This is a genomic window from Bacteroidales bacterium (genome assembly GCA_026418905.1).
Classification (GTDB): domain Bacteria; phylum Bacteroidota; class Bacteroidia; order Bacteroidales; family DTU049; genus JAOAAK01.
In genome coordinates, this window is the sequence record JAOAAK010000032.1 from 62,589 (window position 1) to 83,448 (window position 20,860).

A 20,860-nucleotide genomic window follows, 5' to 3' on the forward strand; every position below is an offset into this window, starting at 1 on the left:
TTGCCAACAATAAAACATGAAAATTATGAAGAAATATTTTTTAAGGTTGGGTGTAGCAATAATCACGCTTTCCTTTATTGCAGCAGGTTGTGGCCTCAAGAAAATGCAAAAGAAGTACCACACTGTAAAGTACGAAACCAAACCCCAAGTTTTAGAAACACATGGAGGCAAAATTAATGTTTCTGTTAAGGGTGCCTTCCCAGCAAAATATTTCAATAAAAAAGCAACTGTTGAATTTACCCCGGTACTCAAGTGGAACGGTGGAAGTCACACATGTAAATCCATCATTCTTGCTGGAGAAAAAGTAAAAGGTGGTAGTGGTACCATCATTAAGTATAAAGAAGGTAGTACTTTCGAATGGACAGATGTGATTCCATACAAGCCTGAAATGAATGCTTCTGAACTGGTTGTTAACGCTGTTGCTAAAAAAGGCAAAAAAACAGTTGCTCTGGGTGAAGTCAAACTTGCTGATGGTGTTATCTACACCAGTGAACGAGTCGGTAAAGACGAAGATGTATTTTTAGCTGATCATGGTTATAAGAAAGAAGTTATTATATCAGAAAAATCGGTGTTATATTTTGATTACAACAGCTCCAATCTATCCATGAATCAAAAATTAAATAAACTAGCAGAAAATCAAGCTATTCGCAAAAAAGCTGAAGATTTTATTGCTAAAGGATGGAAAATCAAATCTATTGATATTCAAGCATGGGCTTCCCCAGAAGGAGAAGAATCTTACAATGCTGATCTATCAAAAAAACGTGGTGACGAAGCTAAAAAGTATATTGAAAACTACATTAAAGATCTAGATACTAAAATAGCAAAACAACAGAAGAAAAAATATGAAGAAGTCAAACGTCCTTACGTCATTAATACAGATGCTAAAGGTGAAGATTTTGATGGATTCATGAAGCAAATTGAAAAATCAAATATCAAGGACAAACAAGCTATCATCAATGTTATTCGCTCGCAACCTGATAAAGCTCGTCGTGAACAAGAAATTAAGAATATGGCTATTGTTTATGCTGAAGTAGAAGCCATTCTAGAACCCTTACGTCGTGCTGAAATTTCTATCAATTGTTATGAACCTAAATACACAGACGAAAAAATTGCCCAGTTAGCTCTTACCAACCCCGACAGTCTTAAACCTGAAGAATTGCTTTATGCTGCAACATTAACGGACGATTTGAATAAGAAACTCACTATCTACAAAACTGGAACTAAAATATACGCTGATAACTGGAAATTCTGGAATAATGCTGGTTACATTCTCCTCAAACAACAGAACCTCAAGGAAGCAACTCCTTTCATTGAAAAAGCAAACGCTCTTTCACCCAACAACCCCATTGTTACTGCCAATATGGGTGTCATAGCCAGTTGGAACAAACAGTATGATCAAGCAAAATCACTTTACGAAAAAGCTCAGTCTGGTGTCAATGTAAACTATAATCTTGGTATTCTTAAGATTCGTGAAGGTGATTACAACGCAGCAATGAATTTATTCGGTACCACTACATGTCGTTACAATATCGGGCTTGTACAAACATTACTTGGAAAATACAGTGAGGCTACTAACACGTTCAATTGTGTTAAACCTCAGACTGCTGAAGTATATTACTTACTTGCCGTAGTTGGTGCTCGTACAAACAATACTACAATGCTTTATGATAACCTTAAGAAGGCCATTGAGAAAAATCCTGCTTTGAAAGCTGAAGCAAAAGAAGACAGAGAATTCATCAAATACTTCAATACAACAGATTTTCAGAACATTGTAAAATAATTTTCATGATAAGTTTCGTAAGGGGCGAAAGCCCCTTTTTTTTTATATAAAACCTCCAACACATGATTATCATAGGCATCACAGGAACATTGGGGTCTGGCAAAGGGACGATTGTAGATTATTTAATCCGCGAGAAAAATTTTAAGCATTTTTCTGTACGAAAATTTTTAACTCAAGAAATTCAAAAGAGGGGTCTTCCTCTCAACCGAGATAGTATGGTGATAGTCGCTAACAAGCTTCGTCAAACCCACCATCCCGCTTATATCATTGAACAGCTCTTTAATATGGCTGTCAAGAATAACCAAAATGCTGTTATAGAAAGCATTCGGACTCCTGCAGAGATTGATTTTCTCAAAAGCAAAGGGGGTTTTTTTCTACTTGCCATTGATGCCGACCCTAAAATCAGGTATCAACGCATCTTGCAACGTGGTAGTGAAACCGATCAAGTTGATTTTAAAACTTTCATTGAAAATGAAAATCGTGAAATAGAAAACGTTGAACCTTTTCAGCAAAACATCCTTAAATGCATGGAAGCAGCCGACTTTTTCCTGGACAACAATGGGACTTTTCAACAACTCTACGATCAAATTGAATATGTTTTAGAGGAAATCGAAAAAAGAATGAAGGCTCAAAAAACTGGTATTCCCTATCAGCGCCCGAGTTGGGATGAATACTTTATGGAAATAGCCAATACTGTTGCTAAGCGTGCTACCTGTGATAGAGGACGCAGCGGCTGTGTTGTAGTTAAAGACAAAAGAATTCTTGTGACAGGTTACGTGGGTTCACCAGTCGGCTTACCTCACTGTGACGAAGTAGGACATTTATTTAAAAAAATGATTCATGAAGATGGTCATATCTCTACTCATTGCGTTCGTACGGTTCATGCTGAGCAAAATGCTATAACTCAGGCTGCTCGATTCGGAATACCATTGGAAGGTTCCACGATGTATGTTAAAATGACACCGTGTCGCACTTGCGCCATGCTTATCATCAATAGTGGAATCAAAAGGGTTGTATGTGAATATCGTTACCACGATAGCAAAGATACCGAAACAATGTTTAAACAAGCTGGAATTGAATTGTTCTATTTTAACGATGAAATATTAAGATACGAAAACCAATAACATCATGGTAAAAGTTGATGGTTTTTGTCATTTTTAACTCAAACTGAAGTGAAAAAAAATTATTTTTGTTCAAAGAATTAAACATATGAATGAGAAAACGCCCACATTGATTCAAGACATTGTGGTGAAATTTGTTGGGGACAGTGGTGATGGAATGCAATTGCTTGGTACTATATTTTCTGAAGCTATTAGTTTAGCTGGAGAAGATTTGGCAACCTTTCCAGATTTTCCTGCTGAAGTTCGTGCTCCACGAAACACCATAGCTGGCGTCTCCGGTTATCAAATTCATTTTGGTCAGAGAAAAATATTTTCTCCCGGTGATCAAGTTGACATTCTTGTTTGTTTTAACCCTGCTTCGCTCAAAGCTAATTTAAAAGTTGCAAAACCTGGTGCTACTATCATTGTTGATGAAACAACCTTTGTTGAGGAACTTCTTGAAAAAGTTGGATATACATCTAATCCCCTATACGATGGTTCCTTAAACAATTACCATGTTTTACACTATCCCATTTCAGGAATGGCTATACAAATTGCCATTGAAAAAGGTTACGATAAAAAAACTGGTGAAAGATCCAAAAACATTTTTGTGCTTGGCATGATTGCCAATATGTTTTCTCTTCCAAAACAACAATTGATTGAGCTTTTAAGAAAAAAATTTGGTAAAAAACAAGAAGTATTTGAACTTAATAAAGAGATTTTCGAAGCAGGCTATGATTTTGTCAGTAATACGGAGGACATTCCTTCGTTTTCAATACCCAAAACAAATCTTGCACCTGGTAAGTACAGAAATATTACTGGAAATCAAGCTACTGCATGGGGACTTATGGCTGCAGCAGAAAAAGCTAAATTGCAATTATTCCTTGGTTCTTACCCCATTACTCCCGCTACTGAAATACTCATGGAGCTTTCTTTACACAGGGAACTTGGCGTAAAAACTTTTCAAGCCGAAGACGAAATTGCAGGAATCACATCAGCCATTGGTGCTAGTTTTGCTGGTGCTCTTGGTGTAACAACAACGAGTGGACCTGGATTATCTCTTAAATCCGAAGCCATGGGACTTGCCGTAATGGCCGAACTTCCTCTTGTTATTGTTGACGTACAAAGAGCTGGTCCCTCAACAGGAATGCCCACTAAAAGCGAGCAAGCGGATTTGCTTCAAGCACTATATGGCAGAAATGGTGAAGCTCCTCTCATGGTTATAGCTGCATCTTCTCCTGCTGATTGTTTCTATGCTGCTTTTGAAGCAGCTCGATTTGCTCTCGAACACATGACTCCCGTTATCTTGTTAACCGATGGTTACATTGGGTTTGGCAGTGAAGTCTTCAAAATTCCTAAGATGCAAGATCTCCCTGACATCCACCCGCCTTATGCAATTCCTAATACTACCTATTATCCTTATGAACGTGATCCTGAAACACTTGTTAGAAAATGGGCAATCCCAGGAATGGAAGGGCTCAGGCATCGTATTGGTGGACTCGAAAAAACCGACATCTATGGAGAAGTATCGACCGATCCATTAAACCACGAAAAAATGGTGATATACCGCGAAGAAAAAATTAAACGAATTGTCAAACGCTTGCCAACCCAACAACTCTATGGCGATGCTGATGGAGACCTTCTTGTCATCAGTTGGGGGGGCACCTTCGGTCAAGTCAGACAAGCAATAGAAGAACTTCTAAAAGATGGTATAGCTGTAGCACACGCTCACTTCAGATACATTCATCCACTTCCACCAGGAACCCAAGAAATACTAAGCTTGTTTAAAGATAAAAAAATTGTTGTCGCTGAGCTCAACCGCGGTCAATTCGCGAGGTATTTACAAGCTATGTTTGAAAATGTAAGCTTATTGAGATATAATAAGGTACAAGGACAACCATTTACCGTATCAGAATTAGTTCAATATTTTAAAAGTGTTTTAAATTAAGAACATCATGAAAGGATATATTCGTAATACCATAGAAAAATCACCCGTACCTTTAACAAAAGAAGATTTTGTTAGTAATCAAATGGTACGGTGGTGCCCAGGTTGTGGTAATTATGCTATACTCAGCGCTGTTTTAAAGGTATTGCCAGAAATAGGATATAAAAAAGAAAAATACGTCTTTGTTTCAGGAATTGGATGTAGTTCCCGCTTTCCATATTATGTCAATACCTATGGTTTTCATGGTATTCATGGTCGTGCTTTTGCCATTGCTTCCGGAATTAAAATTGCCAATCCTGGTTTGAGTGTTTGGATAGCTACCGGTGATGGTGATGCTCTTGCCATAGGAGGTAATCATTTCATCCATATTATTAGAAGAAATTTAGACGTAAATATTCTTCTCTTTAATAATCAGATATACGGGCTAACGAAAGGACAATACTCTCCTACCTCACCACTTGGTGCAAAAACAAAAACTTCACCTTATGGAACTATCGAACATCCTTTTAATGTCGGAGAACTGGTGATTGGTGCTGAAGGTACTTTTTTTGCTCGTGGACTTGATAAGATGCCTAATGTACTTACAGATATTCTCTATGAAGCAGCCAAGCATGATGGAACTTCTGTGGTAGAAATTTTACAAAACTGCGTTATATTTAATGATGGTGCTTATGATCACCTAACCGCTAAAGAGGTAAGAGATGATCGTATTGCAATTGTTAAGCATGGCGAACCCATTATTTTTGGAAAAAAGCACGACAAAGGAATCCGCTTAAATGGTCGCCAATTAGAAGTGGTAACCATAGGTGAAAATGGCATAACCAAGGACGACATTCTTGTGCATGATCAATATCAAGTTGATCCAGGAATTCATCTGATGCTTGCAAAAATGACAAATCCAATCATCTTAGGTGTTATTCGTTCTGCACCTGCTCCAACCTACGACGACCTGATGGAAGAACAAATTCAACAGGTAAAAGAAAAATCCAACATCAAGTGCATGGACGATCTTCTTAACAGTGGTGATATTTGGGAAATACCTTCATAACTTCAGCAATTACCATTAAACTCTAGAAGTAATTATTTAAAACAACAATAATTCCACTTAAAGCAAGTGAAATGAGTGTGTCATTGTATTTTAACAAGAAATTTCATCGTGTCTATGTTATCAGCATAATCATTCCACGAAGGTTTTTGAGTCATTCCAAATGGAAGAGCACTGGAAATGACATTTTTTTTTGAAACTACACACTGTATAAGATTTTCTTTTTCTTTCAGAAACTGATAAACTTCTTCTAAATTCCTATAAGTTTTATAATGTATAACAGCAATCGGAGAATGAATTTGCTCATGTGGTCGTAACAAATAAAAGCCTTTATCGGACACATTTTTTTCTAACATCATGCCAAAATAACCTCGATAATAAAGGTAATTATTCGAGTATGGGGTATGATCAAGAAGATATTCAAATTTTTTGGCTGCCTCAGTCCATAGTTTCCAATCGTAATTTTCAGGAACAAAGAAAAAAGATACGTTGCGACATCCAAGCCCAAAATAAACAAACACATCTTCGACAAGAGCCTCCATCTCTTCTGTTGTTTCCTCACCACTCAAAACAGCTACACTATTTCTATGCCCTCGTATAATAGTACACATGTCACGAAAATAAAAACGAAAAGTATTGGCACTTAGATTGCTTCCTGAAGCAATAACTCCGTCAAAATCCCTTCCAATTTTTTCCTTGTAAATAATTTGACCATCTCTTGCAAGACCAACTTCTTGAAAAATATCAAGCATATGTTTCATCAAAACTTCATCGTCCGAACTTAGCTTCACATATGCTTGATGCCCTGTTAGTAACGTACAAATAACATCATGCAAGCCAACAAGAGGAATATTCCCTGGAAGAATCAACAATATTCGTCGAGGTCGAATAATAGGTATATCGTAATGAGAAAGCCAATTTTTTATTTTTTCAACCGAACTAAACAAGTGAATCCAATGTTTGAAGGAATAACAAATATTTTCAAATGTAAACCACTTATTTCTTGCAAAAGCTTCCTTCCAATGGATCGGTACTTGACCTTTTTGATATGATTCTACTTCTTTCTCCAACATCTGAGAAATCAGTTGAGCCTTCTTAGTAATTTCTTCAATGTAACGTTCCTTATTATTCATATATATCCAAGCAAGGTTCTATTTCATTTTTCCATTGGAAAATTCCTCCTTCAAGACAATATACTTCAGAATTGATTTCGTATATTATCGGGTAAAGTTCCATACATTTCATACCAAGCTTGCAGTATAAAACAATAGGAATGTCTGTTTTAAATTCTTCTAATTGTTTTCTTAACACCTTAAATCCTGGAATATTAATAGCTCTATCGATGTGAGAAAAATTGAATTCATGAGTCTCTCGAAGATCTACAAGTTGAAAAGATCTACCTTCATCGATCCATTTTTTGAGTTCCGATGGTGTAATATTTTTAAATTCCATAGTAATCAAACATTTTTCTTATCAAACCTGGGCATTTTTTTTCGTAAGCTATGCAAAAAGCTAATGCTCCAAGTACATAATCGTGCAAATTCTTATGTTGGTCAAACCACTCTCCTGGAAAATTTTTCAAAGAACAAATTTTATCATAATATCCATCCTTGTCAACCCAAATTAGTTTTTCTTTATCAACCATAAGATAGTAGTTACCCAACTGTCTTTGATCAGATGTAAGATACTCGGCAGAAAAGAAAACTCTTTGCTTACAAGCTTGCGACAATAAATCGCCAATATAAGGATTTCTGCTATTAACAATAATAAAACCATCATCAGAAACTTGTTCAAGAACGACACCTTGAGCATAAGCATAATCGGAAGCACGATGAAAACCAAATTTCGACGCAAATTCTGGATACGTATTTAGAACGATTCCAACTTCAGCAAAAGCATATGGGAGCCCCTTGTAAACAATTAGTTCATCTGGCACTTTGGCAAGGATAAAATCTGCGTTTGGATCTTGAAGTAACAATTTTATATTTTCACTATTCTGTCGTGGATAAGCTTTAAAAATTCTGTTACCAGCTTGCAAGGAATACCCATCGTAAAAAGCAATATGAGAATAATACGACTGCAATAACGGATAAATTAATTGTATAAATCGTGCTTGTTGATCACTTCCTCCTACTGCAACCAAAGGAACACAAACCGGCATGATTGAGGGATAAAGATAGTCAAGGAGTATACGTGCGACATTTCTTCCATTGCCCTCATCAGGATATAGATGCTTACGAAAATCTGGCGAAGCAACAATCTGATATATTCCATCAAAACCAGAAGGTTCTTCTTCTATATTCTTGGCATAAATATCTATACCTGCAACATCCATTCTCAGTACTTTTGCCGCTTGAACAGCAATAGCTTTCCATTCGTGATGAACGTTCGATTGAGCAGCAATTATACCTCCTAGATCTGAAGAAACTTTGCCATCCAACCAACACCGTTCACCTTTCTCAAGGACAGTCTCCAGTGAAAAATGATTCAATTGTAACTGAAAATTAACTCGTAAAAGTGAGTTTCCTTCAAGCTCTTTACCCAACTTTTGTAAAAACAATTCTCTAATATTTTGTACTCCATTTCCTTCAACAAAAGGCGGTATCATTTTCACAATCGAAGCAACCTGATCTCCTATAACAAGAAATCGGTAAATAATTGGCGATGTAGTTTGAAGATAAATCCAATCATTCTCCATAATCTCAAGATAGTCGCGCTCCAAGTAAAATTGAACTCTTTCTTTTTCACGAAACCGAGTAGTGACAATGTATGACTTTCCACTAAAAGGTTTTTCATCGTATTTCATTACGGGTAAAGCATGCTGGGAAAGTAATTTTAAAGTCGTCAATCTATCTTTGATGATATCAACTGTTAAAACTGAAATGTTTTCAGTCATTGATGCCCTTAATCGTTTCGAAAATTTCCCAGTCCCCAATTGAATAAAGTTAAATTCATCCAATCTGAACCACGGTATCCCTCGGTTTTCCGCTTCAGCAACTATGCTTTCCGTTGTTGGACCTAACCATCTACGTTCTTTGATATCTTTTAAATAATCAATAAATTTTTCCAGATCAAAATTCTTTCCGGTTAAAATTGAATTTATGATGTTAAGAGCTCCTTTCCCTGCAAGTATTCCAAAGATTTCGTCTTTGAACTCGTAGATAACAGTATATACACCTTGCCGAAGAGTACTTCTTGTTTTACCAAAAGTTACAGGAAGACCCGCAAGTGATTGTAATTCTATAGCCACATGCTCTATTACATGACCTAACAAAGTTCCTTCTTGAAGCCTCACATAAAAACCACCTCTCTTTCCCTCTGAACAATAATGTTCTTCCAATGATGGGATAAGCGAAGTTAACTTTTCAAAAAAACCAATAATCTGATGAGTAAATACCTCATCATAGTCGCCAAGATCTATCTCAAGGAGTACAACTGGTCTATGACTGAAATAGTTAGCTCCTTCTAGTATACGATAATCTAAAAGTCGAACAGGTTCATTGAATATCTCATAAGAATCAACAACTTCTTTCCAGTTCATTTTCTAGCAATTAAACTAATGATGTCAGCTTCACCTCGATGTCCAACTCCCTCCTGAAGCATAACAGTGCGCTCTTCCAACATTTCAATCCTAAAACACGAAAAATCTTCGATGATAGTATGAGGAGAATACAATAAATCTGGTTCTTGAGGTCCAAAAGTGTGTCGAGAAGCATGCTTTTCAGAAAAAACCTCCATGATTAATTTTCCTCCGACCACCAAAGATTCCCATAATTTCTTAGAAAAATTATGACGAATAGGACGTGGCACATGAGCATATATCAAAGCCACCACATGATAAAACTCAAATTTTGCAGTAAATTCTTCAAATGATAAAATATCATAACGAATGTTGACATTTTTACTTCGAGCAAGTTCCAAAGCCTTCTTTTTTGCTTCTTTGCTTATATCAAAAGCATGAACTTCCCATCCCTTTTGTGCAGCATACACAGCATTTCGCCCTTCTCCTTCGGCAACCATTAAAATTCTACCTCTAAATTGATTCCCATCTATAAATGTTTTAAAAAAAACATTGGGTTCAGTTCCATAATGATACCCTGATCTTCGATAAATTTCATCCCAATAAGCAATCATCTTATATGAACCTACTTAGATTCATTGCATTTTCTATCTCTACAGGTTCTTTTCCAAACTCAAACCACAGGGCAGGCTGCTGACCATGAAAAACAATATTATCATGATCTACTAGAATATATGTTCCTTCAGGCAAGCCAATAACTTTCATTTGACGATTTACCTGTAAAAATTCGGCAATTCTCTGTCTTCGTGTTTCTCCACCATGTTGGGGAAGTTGAACATCCGTATAATGAGGATTTATCTGAAACGGAATAAGCTGCAATGCAGAAAAAGAAATGGGTTGTATGATAGGCATGTCATTTGTGGTAAATAGTCCAGGACAAGCTATATTTGCTCCCGCACTCCATCCCGCATACAAAACACCTTCATTTTTCACTCGATCCGATATTAAATTCATCAGACCAAGTTCATGAAGTTTATACACAAGATAAAACGTATTCCCTCCTCCTACAAGTATAGCCTTTGCTTGCTTAATTAAAAATGCAGGATCAACCTCGCGGTGAAGAGGTATCACATCTACCTGATACTCTTTCAAAACTGTAGCTACTTTCTGGGTATATGCATCATAAGAAGATTCAATACTGTTGCTATCAAGATTTACCCCAGCGTAGGGTACAAATACAAGTTCATGGATTCCATCGTGGCGAAAAAAATTTACTATAATCTCTTTGCACCATCCCAGATAGCTTTCGCCGGGCATGGTGGAATTGCTCAATAATAATGCTTTCATTTGATTGAATTTTTAGCTAAGTTGAAAACATATTTTTTATATAACTCATATAAGCCAAAAAACAAAAGTGAATAACCTAATGTGCCAAGCAATTCGTAGCGGAAAAAAGGAATAGCCATCACATACGTCTGAATCAATCCTTCAAATGTCATGGGATACCATAATCCCTCGGCCCAAACTCCAAAATTGGTGATAATGAAAAAAGAAACAGAACTAAGTAGGGAAAACATTACCACACGTATAAAATTTATGTTTTTTTTCAGCAATAATCCCAGTAACGACGTACACAAAAAAGCAAAATAAACAAAACTCATCAAAAAGAGAGAATAAAAACCTATAATAAAATCGCTTATTAGCATAACGAATATAGGCACTACAAGTGACATCCACCTACGTGGAAACATAGCAGCACCAAATAATGCCATAGCTGCTACTGGTGTAACATTAGGTATAATAGACAAAATTCTCGCTATTGCACCAAGCACGATTATTAACGTAACAACGACAATTTGTTCTATTTGTAGATTTTTTTTCATGTTTTTTTGCAAAAATACAAATTCTAACTTTCTTCCTTACTTCTGATTAATCTCTAATTTTGCAATATGAAAGAAGCATTATCCCATCCTATATTCGAAATTATACATCAAACTGCCCTTGAATTGAATTACCCCTGTGAAGTTATTGGAGGTTACGTGCGAGACTTTTTGCTATTTCGTCAATTGGGAACTGAAATTGATTTAGTTGTGGAAGGTGATGGAATTTATTTTGCTAAGCAGTTAGCTTCGAAATTAAAACCTTCACCTCAAGTAGTAATTTTTAGAAATTTCGGTACGGCACATTTTACTTATCATGGAATAAACATTGAAGTAGTAGGTGCCCGTAAAGAGAGCTATCGTGATTTTAGTCGTAACCCTATTGTTTCGCCTGCAACTCTATACGAAGACAAGCTCAGAAGGGATTTCACCATCAATGCAATTGGTATATCTCTCGGAAAAAATTTCGGAGAGATATCCGATCCGTTTAACGGGGTGAAAGATTTAGAAAACAAGATTTTGAGGACCCCCAACGATCCCATGGTTACACTGTATGAGGATCCTTTAAGAATTCTACGAGCAGTCAGGTTTGCTACCCGTTTTAAGCTGGTAGTTGAAGAAAAACTGTTAGAAGCAGCCCGACAAAATGCTCATCGCATTAAAATCGTTGCACCTGAAAGAATTAATGAAGAACTGGAAAAAATACTATCCTTACCTAATCCCTCTCGTGGTTTTCGCCTACTTGACGAGATTTACCTTTTACATGAAATCCTCCCTGAACTCGTAGACCTTAAAGGTGTTTCAACTGTTGAAGGTTACCATCATAAAGACAACTTTGAGCACTCTTTAAAAGTCCTGGACAATGTTTCTCGATCCTCACAAAAAATTGCTCTTCGTTGGGCGGCTCTACTTCATGATATTGGAAAGGCACGAACAAAACAGCTTGACAAAGAAAAAGGATGGACCTTTCATGGTCACGATGCTATTGGTAGCCGTATGGTGATTGACATTTTCAAACGACTTCACCTCTCCCAAGAAAAAACAGAATATGTCTCCAAACTTATCTCCTTACATCTTCGACCTATCAATCTTGTAGATGAAGGGGTTACCGATAGTGCTATCCGACGCCTTATTTTCGATGCTGGCAATGAACTAGAAGACCTCTTTATTCTAGTTGAAGCTGATATCACCAGTCGTAACCGAGAAAAAGTTAAACGTTACCTGCAGAATTTTCGTATATTGAAAGAAAGAATTTTAGAAGTAGAGCAAAAAGATCGCATTAGAAATTTTCAGCCACCCGTCTCTGGCGACGAAATCATGAAATTACTGCATCTCCCTCCAGGACCTACAATCGGCACTTTAAAAAAAAGCATCAAGGATGCTATTCTAGATGGCATTATTCCGAATGAAAAAGAAGCCGCTTTGAATTTCCTCTATGAACAAGCCAAAAAATTAGGTTTAATGAATGGAAATTAATTTGTCACCAATTTATGAAATCAAGCATTTAGCAAAAATTTTGTAGGTTTGTAAAAAAATAATATGCAACACATCTATCGTTTTAGGATAACCAGCGATGATAACGATGACTTTCTCAGAGTTATTGATATACCTGCAAATTTTACTTTCCTGGAATTACATCATTACTTATACAAAATCTTAAAATTGGAAGGAAACGAACTTGCATCTTTTTACATTCTCGACAACAAATACAATAAAAAAAAGGAAATCACACTCATCGATATGAATGTGAACGACGATGAAAATGCTGAATCTATTTTACTGATGGAAAATGTTAAGTTAAATCAAATTATTGATGATCCTCATCAAAAGCTGGCGTATGTATACGATTTTATGAACATGTATACATTTAATCTGGAACTTATTAAGACATTCCAGGGTAAAGAACATTCATTATATCCCCAAATTATTGAATCTATAGGGGAACCCTTCATAGAAACACCTCCATTTAAAAACCTAATTCATGAAAATGTTTTAACCGAAAGTGAGTTCAACAACCAAATCCCTGACGAAGAAGACCTCAAAGCATTGTTATCCGATGACAATCAAGAATTGGATTTGGAAAGTGATTATTTTACAGACGAGGATAAATAAAAAATAAATTATGACAAATTTCAATCTAAAACATTTACCAGAACGAACCACTAAACCCAGAAAATTTGGGCTTAACATGGTGATGGATAAAGGACTAAGTTTACAAGAAATTGAAGGATTACTCGATGTTGCTGGGCATCTTATAGATTTTGTTAAATTAGGTTTTGGAACAGCTGTCGTTACCCAAAAGCTCCCAGAAAAAATTCAGCTTTATAAATCAGCAGGAATAAAGGTTTACTTTGGCGGGACACTTTTTGAAGCTTATCTTATACGTGGGCAAATCAACGAATTCATAAAATTACTTGAAAAATTTGAATTAGATACAGTGGAAATTAGCGATGGTTCCATGGATTTCGATCATAATGCTAAATGCAAATACATCTCTACGTTTGCCAAAAACTTTACTGTTCTTAGTGAAGTTGGCTCTAAAAGACCAGAAATTATCATCAAACCTGCTGAATGGGTTAAACAAATGCTTTTAGAATTGGAAGCAGGTTCCTCTTACGTCATTGCTGAAGCACGCGAAGCTGGGAATATTGGCATCTATAACCACAGTGGAGCGGCTAAAAAAACATTAATATCTAAGATTTCTGAAAAAGTACCTTTTGAAAAAATTATTTGGGAAGCCCCTCAGAAAAGTCAACAAGTATATTTCATCAAAGAATTTGGTGCTAATGTTAATCTCGGTAACATTCCTCCTTCTGAAGTTATTCCACTTGAAACACTTCGCTTAGGACTACGCGGTGATACGTTCTTTCAGTTTTTACCAGACGAACTAAAAAACTTCTATAAAGAATTCGATATCTAATTCAACTTTTATCATGAAGAAAAATATAGTTTTCGCAACTTTAATGTTATCATTATTGAACTTTTATGCTCAAGAAGAATCTACTATAAACATAAAAATCACTGAGGTTCCGTATCAGCCCGTTACTGCATTTCTTCGTGTTTCTTTTGATGTAGGATTTCAACAAAGAGTTACATGGAAGAACGTTAACTATAAAGCTAGAAATCAAATAGGTTTTGCTCTGGGACTTATTTCTTGCAAGGAGTCTGACATTCAATTTGAAACAAGAGTTGGATTTAGGCAAGTAGATATCTCTAATATTGATTCTGTTCCATTTCGAAAGTATTTCGATTTTGACATTTTAATAGGTGGTCGTTTTTTTCCACGTTATCCCACTTTTGGATTAAGTAGAACTACTCCTGTCCGTCTGACTTTTTCCACACTTGGCGGTTTAAGTCTAACTGGCAATGATTTAACTAATATAGGTTTTTCCACCATTTTTACAGGAGGTTTCATCATTTCTCAAAAAGACAACCCTTCAGGCATTCTCCTCGAACTACAATACAGACTTCTAGGTAATGATCCCGCAACTGATTTACACTTGCATTCAGCGTGGTTGCTTTCTGTAGCATGGCTTTTCGGTCCATAAGAAGATATGCATGAAAAAAATCGCTATCATTGGAGCTGGACCTGCTGGATCGACGGCAGCATATTATTTATCCAAACATCAAAAAAAACATTCCTTTCAAATCGACATCTACGAACCTTCACCTTATGTTGGTGGAATGGCTGCAACCATTGAACTATGGCAGCAGAAGGCAGATCTGGGACCTCATAGATTTTTTAGCTATGATCCTATTGTCAACCAGCTTTGGGACGAGTGTGTGGATGGTAAATTTGCTTATGTCAAACGAAAAACAAGAATATATTATAAGGGTAAGTTTTTTCATTATCCTTTGCAAGCTTCTGACATAGTCACGAAACTTAACCCTATAGAAACAACGGAAGCTCTTTTCAGCTATTTAGTTCAGAAAATCAAACCTTCGCAAGATTTGGATACCTTCGACTCTTGGGTCATACATCAATTCGGTAAAAAACTCTACAAAACTTTTTTCAAGACCTATACAGAAAAATTATGGGGGATTCCATGCCATGAATTGGACGCTGACTTTGCTAAACAACGAATTAAAAAATTTTCACTATCTGAAGCTATTAAATCAATTTTATTTCCATCAACCAAAAAAAGACATAAAACCCTTGCCGAAAAATTCAAATATCCTCTTCAAGGAAGTGGACAGGTCTACGAGTTCATGATTAATTACGCACTTCATCACGGTGCCAACTTTTATCCATTCAAAGTAAAAAAAATCGAAACACATAACCATCAAGCAACGGGTATCTTCACAGAAAAAGGTGATTTTATTCCTTACGACCATGTTATTTCATCCATGCCTATTACTGACTTGATAAATGCTATAGATGACATCCCAACTGAAATCAAGAGATTAGCATCAAAACTTCGTTTTAGAAATACCATACTTGTTTATTTGTTGATTGACAACAATCACCTCTTTGATGATCAATGGATTTATGTTCATGATGAAAGACTCTTATGTGGTCGTATCACTAATTTTCGAAATTGGGTTCCAACATTATATGGAGGAAATCCTTATACCATTCTTGCTATGGAGTATTGGTGTTTTGACGAAGATAAAATTTGGCTTGCTAATGACGAAGAGCTTATTCAACTTGCATCGACAGAAATTGTCAAAACAAACCTAGTTCAGTTTTCCCAAATTCTCGACGGAAAAGTTATTCGACTTGCTAAGTCTTATCCTGTCTACTTCGCAGGATATAAAAAAATTTTAGCCTCAATAAAGGATTATTTTCAATTCATTGATAATCTCCAACTCATAGGTCGATACGGAAGCTACAAATACAACAATCAGGACCACAGCATACTCATGGGAATCAAAGCTGCTGAAAATATCATTTACAATGCACGACATGACCTCTGGAATATTAATACTGATTACGACACATATTTGGAAGGAGAAATTAAGACATGAGTTTAATAAAACATATAACCGTCTTAGGAGTTGATCCCGGCACAAAACACCTAGGATATTGCCTCATGAAAGGTTACCTAGGGAAATTTCAACAAGTACAAATTTTAGATATTAATGTCTTTAATTCTCGCAAGACGACTCATGAAGAAAAACTTAAAGATATTTTTGATTTTTTTTCAAACTACATCAAGGCCAAGAAACCTGATATTGTCGTCATTGAGAATGCTTTCTTGGGAAAAAATGTGCAAACCATGCTAAAATTAGGACGTTTACAAGGAATATTATTCGCGGTAGGTCACTACCTTAAAATACCCATTTTGACTTTAACTCCTGGCGAAATTAAACAAAGTGTGACAGGTAAAGGCAACGCTAGTAAACAACAAGTATCATTTATGATAAAACAATTTTTTCAATTAAATGACAAACTAAAGACAGATGCAACAGATGCAGCTGCTGTAGCATTTACCTATTTTATCAAAACAAAAAAAATCATACACTCTCCCACCTCAAATTGGAAAAAATTTATAGAGCAAAATCCGGATAGAATTTTATAACTTGCTTAAACAAGCAATAATCGTATTTTTAATCTCTTCAAATTCTTCTGACGTCAATCTTAGTTTTGGTTTGGAGAAATCTAGGTCATGCAAGTTCCTAATAGGTACCAAATGAATGTGTGCATGAGGTACTTCAAGCCCAATTACAGCTACACCAACTCTTGTACCCCATCCACACTGATCAAGAGCTCTCGTTATTCTCTTGGAAACCGACCATAAATGGGAATAAATCTCATCAGGCAAATCAAACAAATAATCTACTTCTATCTTTGGAACTACCAAAGTATGACCTTTTGCAAGTGGATTGATGTCAAGAAAAGCGATACATTTATCATCTTCTGTAATAATATATGCAGGCAGTTCACGTCGAATAATTCTTGTAAAAATACTACTCATAATTTATAATTTATTCTATTTCTTCAATTTTAAAACTCATTTTTCCAGCAGGGACTTGAACTTCTACAACTTCTCCCTTCTTTTTTCCCAATATGGCCTGAGCAATTGGGCTATTAACAGACAACTTTGAGCTTTTCAAATCAGCTTCGTTGTCAGGCACTAGCGTATAAGTCATTCTTTGGTTAGTTTTCAAGTTCAACAAAGTTACACGAGAAAGTATCCGAACTTTATCACTTTCCAGTTTGGATTCATCAATGATTTTACAGTTACTTATTATTTCTTGTAGTTTATTTATCTTGAGTTCAAGCATAGCTTGAGCTTCACGCGCGGCATCGTATTCCGCATTCTCCGATAAGTCTCCTTTTTCTCTTGCTTCGGCAATTTGTTGGGATATTCGTGGGCGTTCAACAGAAATTAAATATTCCAATTCTGCTTTTAATTTTTCATAACCCTCTCTGGTAACTAATGTTTGTTTTCCCATATCGTTATAAAAATTTTTGATGTGCCTATGCAGGCACATCAAGTAAGACATATTAAATTATTACAATTTACTTTTTCTTTGAACCTTTTGGGGTGGGATTACCAAGATCTAATTTAATGCCAAAAACATGCGTCCCATCAAAAGGATTGGAAGCACGATAAGCGTAGTCCAAAGCAATGAAAGATTGCTTTTCTTTATTCAAAGGTACCTGAATAGTTAAACCAGCAGTTGGACCAGTAAAAGCGGTTGTTCGAGTACTTACATCCCACATTCCCTGCTCATAAGTATATCCAGCATGAAGTAAGAAAAGATTTTTAAAATTATACTCAAATCCAGCTGAAAAACCATCTTTACCAAAAGCATTGGACAAGAAATTAGCAGTTACAGTAAGCACATGAGGGTTAATAGGATCTGGGTCTATAATGAAGTCATATGCAGCTCCAATGTTTAAAACTACTGGTAACTGAAATGCAACACTTCTGTTTTCTATAGTTAAGCTTACATCTGAGTTCTGAAAATTACCTCGACCTGTTAATCCATCACCTTTAAATCTCATAGGGGGCCCTATATTTCTCAAAGAAATCCCAAAGTGAATATTTTCATTTTTTCCTGTAACATATTTCAGACCTGCATCCAATGCTATGCCTTGAGCACTATTATCTGAAATGGCTTCATTAATTACTCTTACTAAAATTCCACCATAAATCTTGTTATTAAAAGAGCGTGAATATGCCATTCCTACATTCAGAAAAGAAGGTCTGAAATTTCCTATACCTCCCTCGGGTACATCTACCCTTGTAATAGGTATGTTTCCAAAAGTTATCGACATGACACTTAAGCCAAGGTAATTAAATTCACTCAGTTTTTGAGTAAAACCAAAAGCATTGACTTGAATACCACTTCCCTTAAGCCAAGTTGTATTGGCAAAAAGTAACTCCGTAGACTTAGTAAAAGCAATTCCTGCAACGTTTAAATGCATCGCTTCTACACCTTTTATCACAGCCGTATTAGATAATCCCCACCCATTAGCTCGTGGATAAGGCAAAATAAGCAACTCACCAGCCCCTGCCTCTCCAGCACGATCTTCATTACCAGCTTTGATGTTGTTCCACATTGGGAACCAAATCAACATCAAAAGAAAAATTAATGTTTTTTTCATTGCTTGCAATTTTAGAAATTATTTAAATCCAATGGACGTAATGAACCAAACCATTTAATGGTGCGTTCTCCCACTCCTGGTGCATTTACATGAATAAGATACAATCCTCCTGAAATTGGAATTCCTGCTTCATTCTTAAGATCCCAGTCGATATACGTTACCTCAGGATCATCTTTTGTAAACTGACGAATCAGTACACCATTCAACGTGTAAATACTCACCGTACACTTAGATGGTAAATTGATGATCTTTACTCGATTGTCAACTTGATTGATTTCATAGTCGCTTCTCGCATAATATGGATTAGGAACAACGTTTATGTTGTCAAGTACCGAACGAGCAATATCAACCATGTTAAACTTTGGCGCAAATTTATGAGTCGAGAACCTGTACATCGGATAATTTTTATTCTTAGGATTAGCAATACCAGTAACAGAATAATTTTGTTTATAAGGTCTCGTGACACGTATACGTATCCTTACTTCACTGTTCAACCATTTGTGATTCCACCTTAATAAAGGAATACCAACCCACATAGCATCTTTGAAAACATTTCTTATATTGGTTGAAGAAGGATTACTTAATTTTTGGTAAATGTAATCTCCTTCATCGTAGGCTGGAACATCGTTGGCTGTCGTACCATTGTGACCAAATACGTAAATGAAATGCATTCCACCAAAGATATACTGATTCAGAGCTTCGACAGTAGTTGTAGGATTAAGAATCATATCACGACCATTATCACCAGCAAACCAACTGTTTTCACCAAACATAACGTTCAAACGCTCACCAGTTTCAACATTAATAGCATAACCCGGGAACCATCCCATGCTCATGGTCTTCCCATCATACGTAGCCTCAGGGGTACCAGAATTTCCATTCTTATCCACTGATGGATGTTTTCTTAACTCTCCTTTAGCAGCATTACCCTCAGAAAGTAACTTGTCGTCACATGTTTCAATCACTGGACACCTTGACCACTTAGATTTATCAGGTGTTAACACTATATCTACACTGTATAGATTACTCATCTTATTAAGAGTTAAAAAAGATTTGAAAGCCGGTATCCCAGGATTGTTAGTCTCATGAGAAGTCAATCTGTAGGGAGCCCATGTTCCATTTAAAATTTTCTCATAATATTGACCAGGATCGATAAAATTATTACCATCTTTAAAATCATTATATGTAGGATCATTTTTGTTTTCCAGCGTACCTGCTCGAATCCAATTATATGGTGTATTTCCATCAATATCAGGCAAACCGCTCAACCAACGATCATTTGGATCAGAATAAACTATTTCTGCGGTTATAAACCCATTGGTTTCATGCGTTTGATCGCCTGGTAATGTGGTTTGTGAAATGGTTATGGAAATGCCTAGATCAGGAAAATATTGTTCAAAAGGAGTTTTTATACTTTGATCTGACTTATATGTAGCAATAAGATTGTTTTGATCATCATAAACATCCAAATACCAATAAGTAGTATCAATTCCCAAAGTAGTATCAAATCGCACTACGCAATTAACACCAATTACATTGAGTGGATCCACAACTTTTACATCAATGGGGCCTTTTCCTGCTTCGTATGTAGGTGTAATAGATACACCATTTTGAAGAATCTCAAGTCTGCTCTCTTCGGTCAATTCAAGTTCTAGACCTCCATTACCTTGTCCTTCAATACGCGTTATTTCAGGCGAATCGCCGTAATTTGCATTCACCTCAGTTCCATAGTTTTCCGCACGTGGATCATGTGGAATTGCAGTATAAACACGAATATTTTTACGTCCTGCCAAATATGGTTTAGTCTGACCATAAAGAGAAGCCTCACCAGGTTCTTGATAATCAGGGTCCTGTGAATATTTTTCGTACTCATTGTAGGCATAAGCAATCACCATGAAATAATATTTCTTAAAGTTAACAAGTCTTTTATCTGATGTAGCAAATTGGTCTTCTAAAATTCTAAATGAGTGAACAATACCCTTGTCTGCTCCATTGACTTCCTCAACAGGTACCCTGTCTCTTATACACATCT

At 36.1% G+C, this 20,860-nt stretch carries 20 protein-coding genes; 10 read left to right on the top strand and 10 right to left on the bottom strand.

Annotation, left to right across the window (positions count from 1 at the left end; all coding sequences use genetic code 11):
* Positions 1-25 precede the first annotated feature (25 nt).
* From N2Z72_06860 to N2Z72_06875, 4 genes are all read left to right on the top strand, one after another.
* Positions 26-1,780 carry a hypothetical protein gene (locus tag N2Z72_06860; GenBank protein MCX7697394.1) on the top strand — a complete coding sequence of 585 codons (1,755 nt, stop codon included), beginning with the start codon at positions 26-28 and terminating at the stop codon, positions 1,778-1,780.
* A gap of 62 nt (positions 1,781-1,842) precedes the next feature.
* A complete protein-coding gene (locus N2Z72_06865; protein MCX7697395.1) occupies positions 1,843-2,904 on the top strand; it encodes a deaminase in 1,062 nt (353 codons plus the stop codon).
* 85 nt (positions 2,905-2,989) lie between these two features.
* The gene (locus tag N2Z72_06870; protein ID MCX7697396.1) at positions 2,990-4,828 is read left to right on the top strand and encodes a 2-oxoacid:acceptor oxidoreductase subunit alpha; all 1,839 of its coding nucleotides are present in this window, start codon (positions 2,990-2,992) and stop codon (positions 4,826-4,828) included.
* A 7-nt stretch (positions 4,829-4,835) separates the two neighbouring features.
* A complete protein-coding gene (locus tag N2Z72_06875) occupies positions 4,836-5,873 on the top strand; it encodes a 2-oxoacid:ferredoxin oxidoreductase subunit beta (GenBank protein ID MCX7697397.1) in 1,038 nt (345 codons plus the stop codon).
* A gap of 80 nt (positions 5,874-5,953) precedes the next feature.
* Here N2Z72_06875 and N2Z72_06880 read toward each other — a convergent pair whose 3' ends face one another.
* Genes N2Z72_06880 through N2Z72_06905 form a run of 6 tightly spaced genes read right to left on the bottom strand, consistent with a single transcriptional unit; the run spans position 5,954 to position 11,273 of the window.
* Positions 5,954-7,003: a hypothetical protein gene (locus N2Z72_06880; GenBank protein ID MCX7697398.1), complete on the bottom strand. Its 1,050-nt coding sequence runs from the start codon at positions 7,001-7,003 to the stop codon at positions 5,954-5,956.
* Positions 6,996-7,322 carry a rhodanese-like domain-containing protein gene (locus tag N2Z72_06885; protein MCX7697399.1) on the bottom strand — a complete coding sequence of 109 codons (327 nt, stop codon included), beginning with the start codon at positions 7,320-7,322 and terminating at the stop codon, positions 6,996-6,998. The genes N2Z72_06880 and N2Z72_06885 overlap by 8 nt, the downstream gene beginning before the upstream one ends.
* Complete coding sequence (locus tag N2Z72_06890; GenBank protein ID MCX7697400.1) at positions 7,312-9,411, bottom strand: hypothetical protein; 2,100 nt, start codon at positions 9,409-9,411, stop codon at positions 7,312-7,314. The genes N2Z72_06885 and N2Z72_06890 overlap by 11 nt, the downstream gene beginning before the upstream one ends.
* Positions 9,408-10,004, bottom strand: coding sequence for a methyltransferase domain-containing protein (locus N2Z72_06895; GenBank protein ID MCX7697401.1), 597 nt, complete (start codon positions 10,002-10,004; stop codon positions 9,408-9,410). The genes N2Z72_06890 and N2Z72_06895 overlap by 4 nt, the downstream gene beginning before the upstream one ends.
* A gap of 1 nt (position 10,005) precedes the next feature.
* Positions 10,006-10,737 carry a dipeptidase PepE gene (pepE, locus tag N2Z72_06900; GenBank protein MCX7697402.1) on the bottom strand — a complete coding sequence of 244 codons (732 nt, stop codon included), beginning with the start codon at positions 10,735-10,737 and terminating at the stop codon, positions 10,006-10,008.
* Positions 10,734-11,273 carry a hypothetical protein gene (locus N2Z72_06905; GenBank protein MCX7697403.1) on the bottom strand — a complete coding sequence of 180 codons (540 nt, stop codon included), beginning with the start codon at positions 11,271-11,273 and terminating at the stop codon, positions 10,734-10,736. The genes pepE and N2Z72_06905 overlap by 4 nt, the downstream gene beginning before the upstream one ends.
* Before the next feature lie 66 nt (positions 11,274-11,339).
* On the opposite strand from N2Z72_06905, the gene N2Z72_06910 reads away from it, so the two are divergent.
* From N2Z72_06910 to N2Z72_06935, 6 genes are all read left to right on the top strand, one after another.
* Positions 11,340-12,746 (top strand): CCA tRNA nucleotidyltransferase, encoded by a 1,407-nt coding sequence (locus N2Z72_06910; protein ID MCX7697404.1) that lies wholly within the window; start codon positions 11,340-11,342, stop codon positions 12,744-12,746.
* Positions 12,747-12,809: 63 nt separating this feature from the next.
* Complete coding sequence (locus tag N2Z72_06915) at positions 12,810-13,382, top strand: plasmid pRiA4b ORF-3 family protein (protein ID MCX7697405.1); 573 nt, start codon at positions 12,810-12,812, stop codon at positions 13,380-13,382.
* Between the two features lie 10 nt (positions 13,383-13,392).
* Positions 13,393-14,190 carry a phosphosulfolactate synthase gene (locus N2Z72_06920; GenBank protein ID MCX7697406.1) on the top strand — a complete coding sequence of 266 codons (798 nt, stop codon included), beginning with the start codon at positions 13,393-13,395 and terminating at the stop codon, positions 14,188-14,190.
* A 13-nt stretch (positions 14,191-14,203) separates the two neighbouring features.
* The gene (locus N2Z72_06925) at positions 14,204-14,818 is read left to right on the top strand and encodes a hypothetical protein (protein MCX7697407.1); all 615 of its coding nucleotides are present in this window, start codon (positions 14,204-14,206) and stop codon (positions 14,816-14,818) included.
* A 10-nt stretch (positions 14,819-14,828) separates the two neighbouring features.
* Positions 14,829-16,238, top strand: a complete 1,410-nt coding sequence (locus N2Z72_06930; GenBank protein MCX7697408.1) for an NAD(P)-binding protein — start codon at positions 14,829-14,831, stop codon at positions 16,236-16,238.
* Complete coding sequence (locus tag N2Z72_06935; GenBank protein MCX7697409.1) at positions 16,235-16,792, top strand: crossover junction endodeoxyribonuclease RuvC; 558 nt, start codon at positions 16,235-16,237, stop codon at positions 16,790-16,792. Before N2Z72_06930 ends, N2Z72_06935 begins: the two co-directional genes overlap by 4 nt.
* Here N2Z72_06935 and N2Z72_06940 read toward each other — a convergent pair.
* The 4 genes from N2Z72_06940 to N2Z72_06955 form a co-directional block, all read right to left on the bottom strand.
* Positions 16,787-17,188, bottom strand: a complete 402-nt coding sequence (locus tag N2Z72_06940) for an HIT family protein (protein MCX7697410.1) — start codon at positions 17,186-17,188, stop codon at positions 16,787-16,789. The two genes, N2Z72_06935 and N2Z72_06940, sit on opposite strands and share 6 nt — an antisense overlap.
* 10 nt (positions 17,189-17,198) lie before the next feature.
* Positions 17,199-17,669 (bottom strand): transcription elongation factor GreA, encoded by a 471-nt coding sequence (gene greA, locus N2Z72_06945; GenBank protein ID MCX7697411.1) that lies wholly within the window; start codon positions 17,667-17,669, stop codon positions 17,199-17,201.
* 67 nt (positions 17,670-17,736) lie between these two features.
* Positions 17,737-18,828, bottom strand: coding sequence for a PorV/PorQ family protein (locus N2Z72_06950; protein ID MCX7697412.1), 1,092 nt, complete (start codon positions 18,826-18,828; stop codon positions 17,737-17,739).
* Between the two features lie 11 nt (positions 18,829-18,839).
* Positions 18,840-20,860, bottom strand: a 2,021-nt coding sequence (locus N2Z72_06955; GenBank protein MCX7697413.1) for a hypothetical protein, incomplete at its 5' end; no start/stop codon positions are given.

Bases quoted from the DNA above. Each gene is read 5' to 3' on its own strand.
- N2Z72_06860 (MCX7697394.1), top strand. From the start codon at position 26: ATGAAGAAATATTTTTTAAGGTTGGGTGTAGCAATAATCACGCTTTCC.
- N2Z72_06865 (MCX7697395.1), top strand. From the start codon at position 1,843: ATGATTATCATAGGCATCACAGGAACATTGGGGTCTGGCAAAGGGACG.
- N2Z72_06870 (MCX7697396.1), top strand. From the start codon at position 2,990: ATGAATGAGAAAACGCCCACATTGATTCAAGACATTGTGGTGAAATTT.
- N2Z72_06875 (MCX7697397.1), top strand. From the start codon at position 4,836: ATGAAAGGATATATTCGTAATACCATAGAAAAATCACCCGTACCTTTA.
- N2Z72_06880 (MCX7697398.1), bottom strand. From the start codon at position 7,003: ATGAATAATAAGGAACGTTACATTGAAGAAATTACTAAGAAGGCTCAA.
- N2Z72_06885 (MCX7697399.1), bottom strand. From the start codon at position 7,322: ATGGAATTTAAAAATATTACACCATCGGAACTCAAAAAATGGATCGAT.
- N2Z72_06890 (MCX7697400.1), bottom strand. From the start codon at position 9,411: ATGAACTGGAAAGAAGTTGTTGATTCTTATGAGATATTCAATGAACCT.
- N2Z72_06895 (MCX7697401.1), bottom strand. From the start codon at position 10,004: ATGATTGCTTATTGGGATGAAATTTATCGAAGATCAGGGTATCATTAT.
- pepE (MCX7697402.1), bottom strand. From the start codon at position 10,737: ATGAAAGCATTATTATTGAGCAATTCCACCATGCCCGGCGAAAGCTAT.
- N2Z72_06905 (MCX7697403.1), bottom strand. From the start codon at position 11,273: ATGAAAAAAAATCTACAAATAGAACAAATTGTCGTTGTTACGTTAATA.
- N2Z72_06910 (MCX7697404.1), top strand. From the start codon at position 11,340: ATGAAAGAAGCATTATCCCATCCTATATTCGAAATTATACATCAAACT.
- N2Z72_06915 (MCX7697405.1), top strand. From the start codon at position 12,810: ATGCAACACATCTATCGTTTTAGGATAACCAGCGATGATAACGATGAC.
- N2Z72_06920 (MCX7697406.1), top strand. From the start codon at position 13,393: ATGACAAATTTCAATCTAAAACATTTACCAGAACGAACCACTAAACCC.
- N2Z72_06925 (MCX7697407.1), top strand. From the start codon at position 14,204: ATGAAGAAAAATATAGTTTTCGCAACTTTAATGTTATCATTATTGAAC.
- N2Z72_06930 (MCX7697408.1), top strand. From the start codon at position 14,829: ATGAAAAAAATCGCTATCATTGGAGCTGGACCTGCTGGATCGACGGCA.
- N2Z72_06935 (MCX7697409.1), top strand. From the start codon at position 16,235: ATGAGTTTAATAAAACATATAACCGTCTTAGGAGTTGATCCCGGCACA.
- N2Z72_06940 (MCX7697410.1), bottom strand. From the start codon at position 17,188: ATGAGTAGTATTTTTACAAGAATTATTCGACGTGAACTGCCTGCATAT.
- greA (MCX7697411.1), bottom strand. From the start codon at position 17,669: ATGGGAAAACAAACATTAGTTACCAGAGAGGGTTATGAAAAATTAAAA.
- N2Z72_06950 (MCX7697412.1), bottom strand. From the start codon at position 18,828: ATGAAAAAAACATTAATTTTTCTTTTGATGTTGATTTGGTTCCCAATG.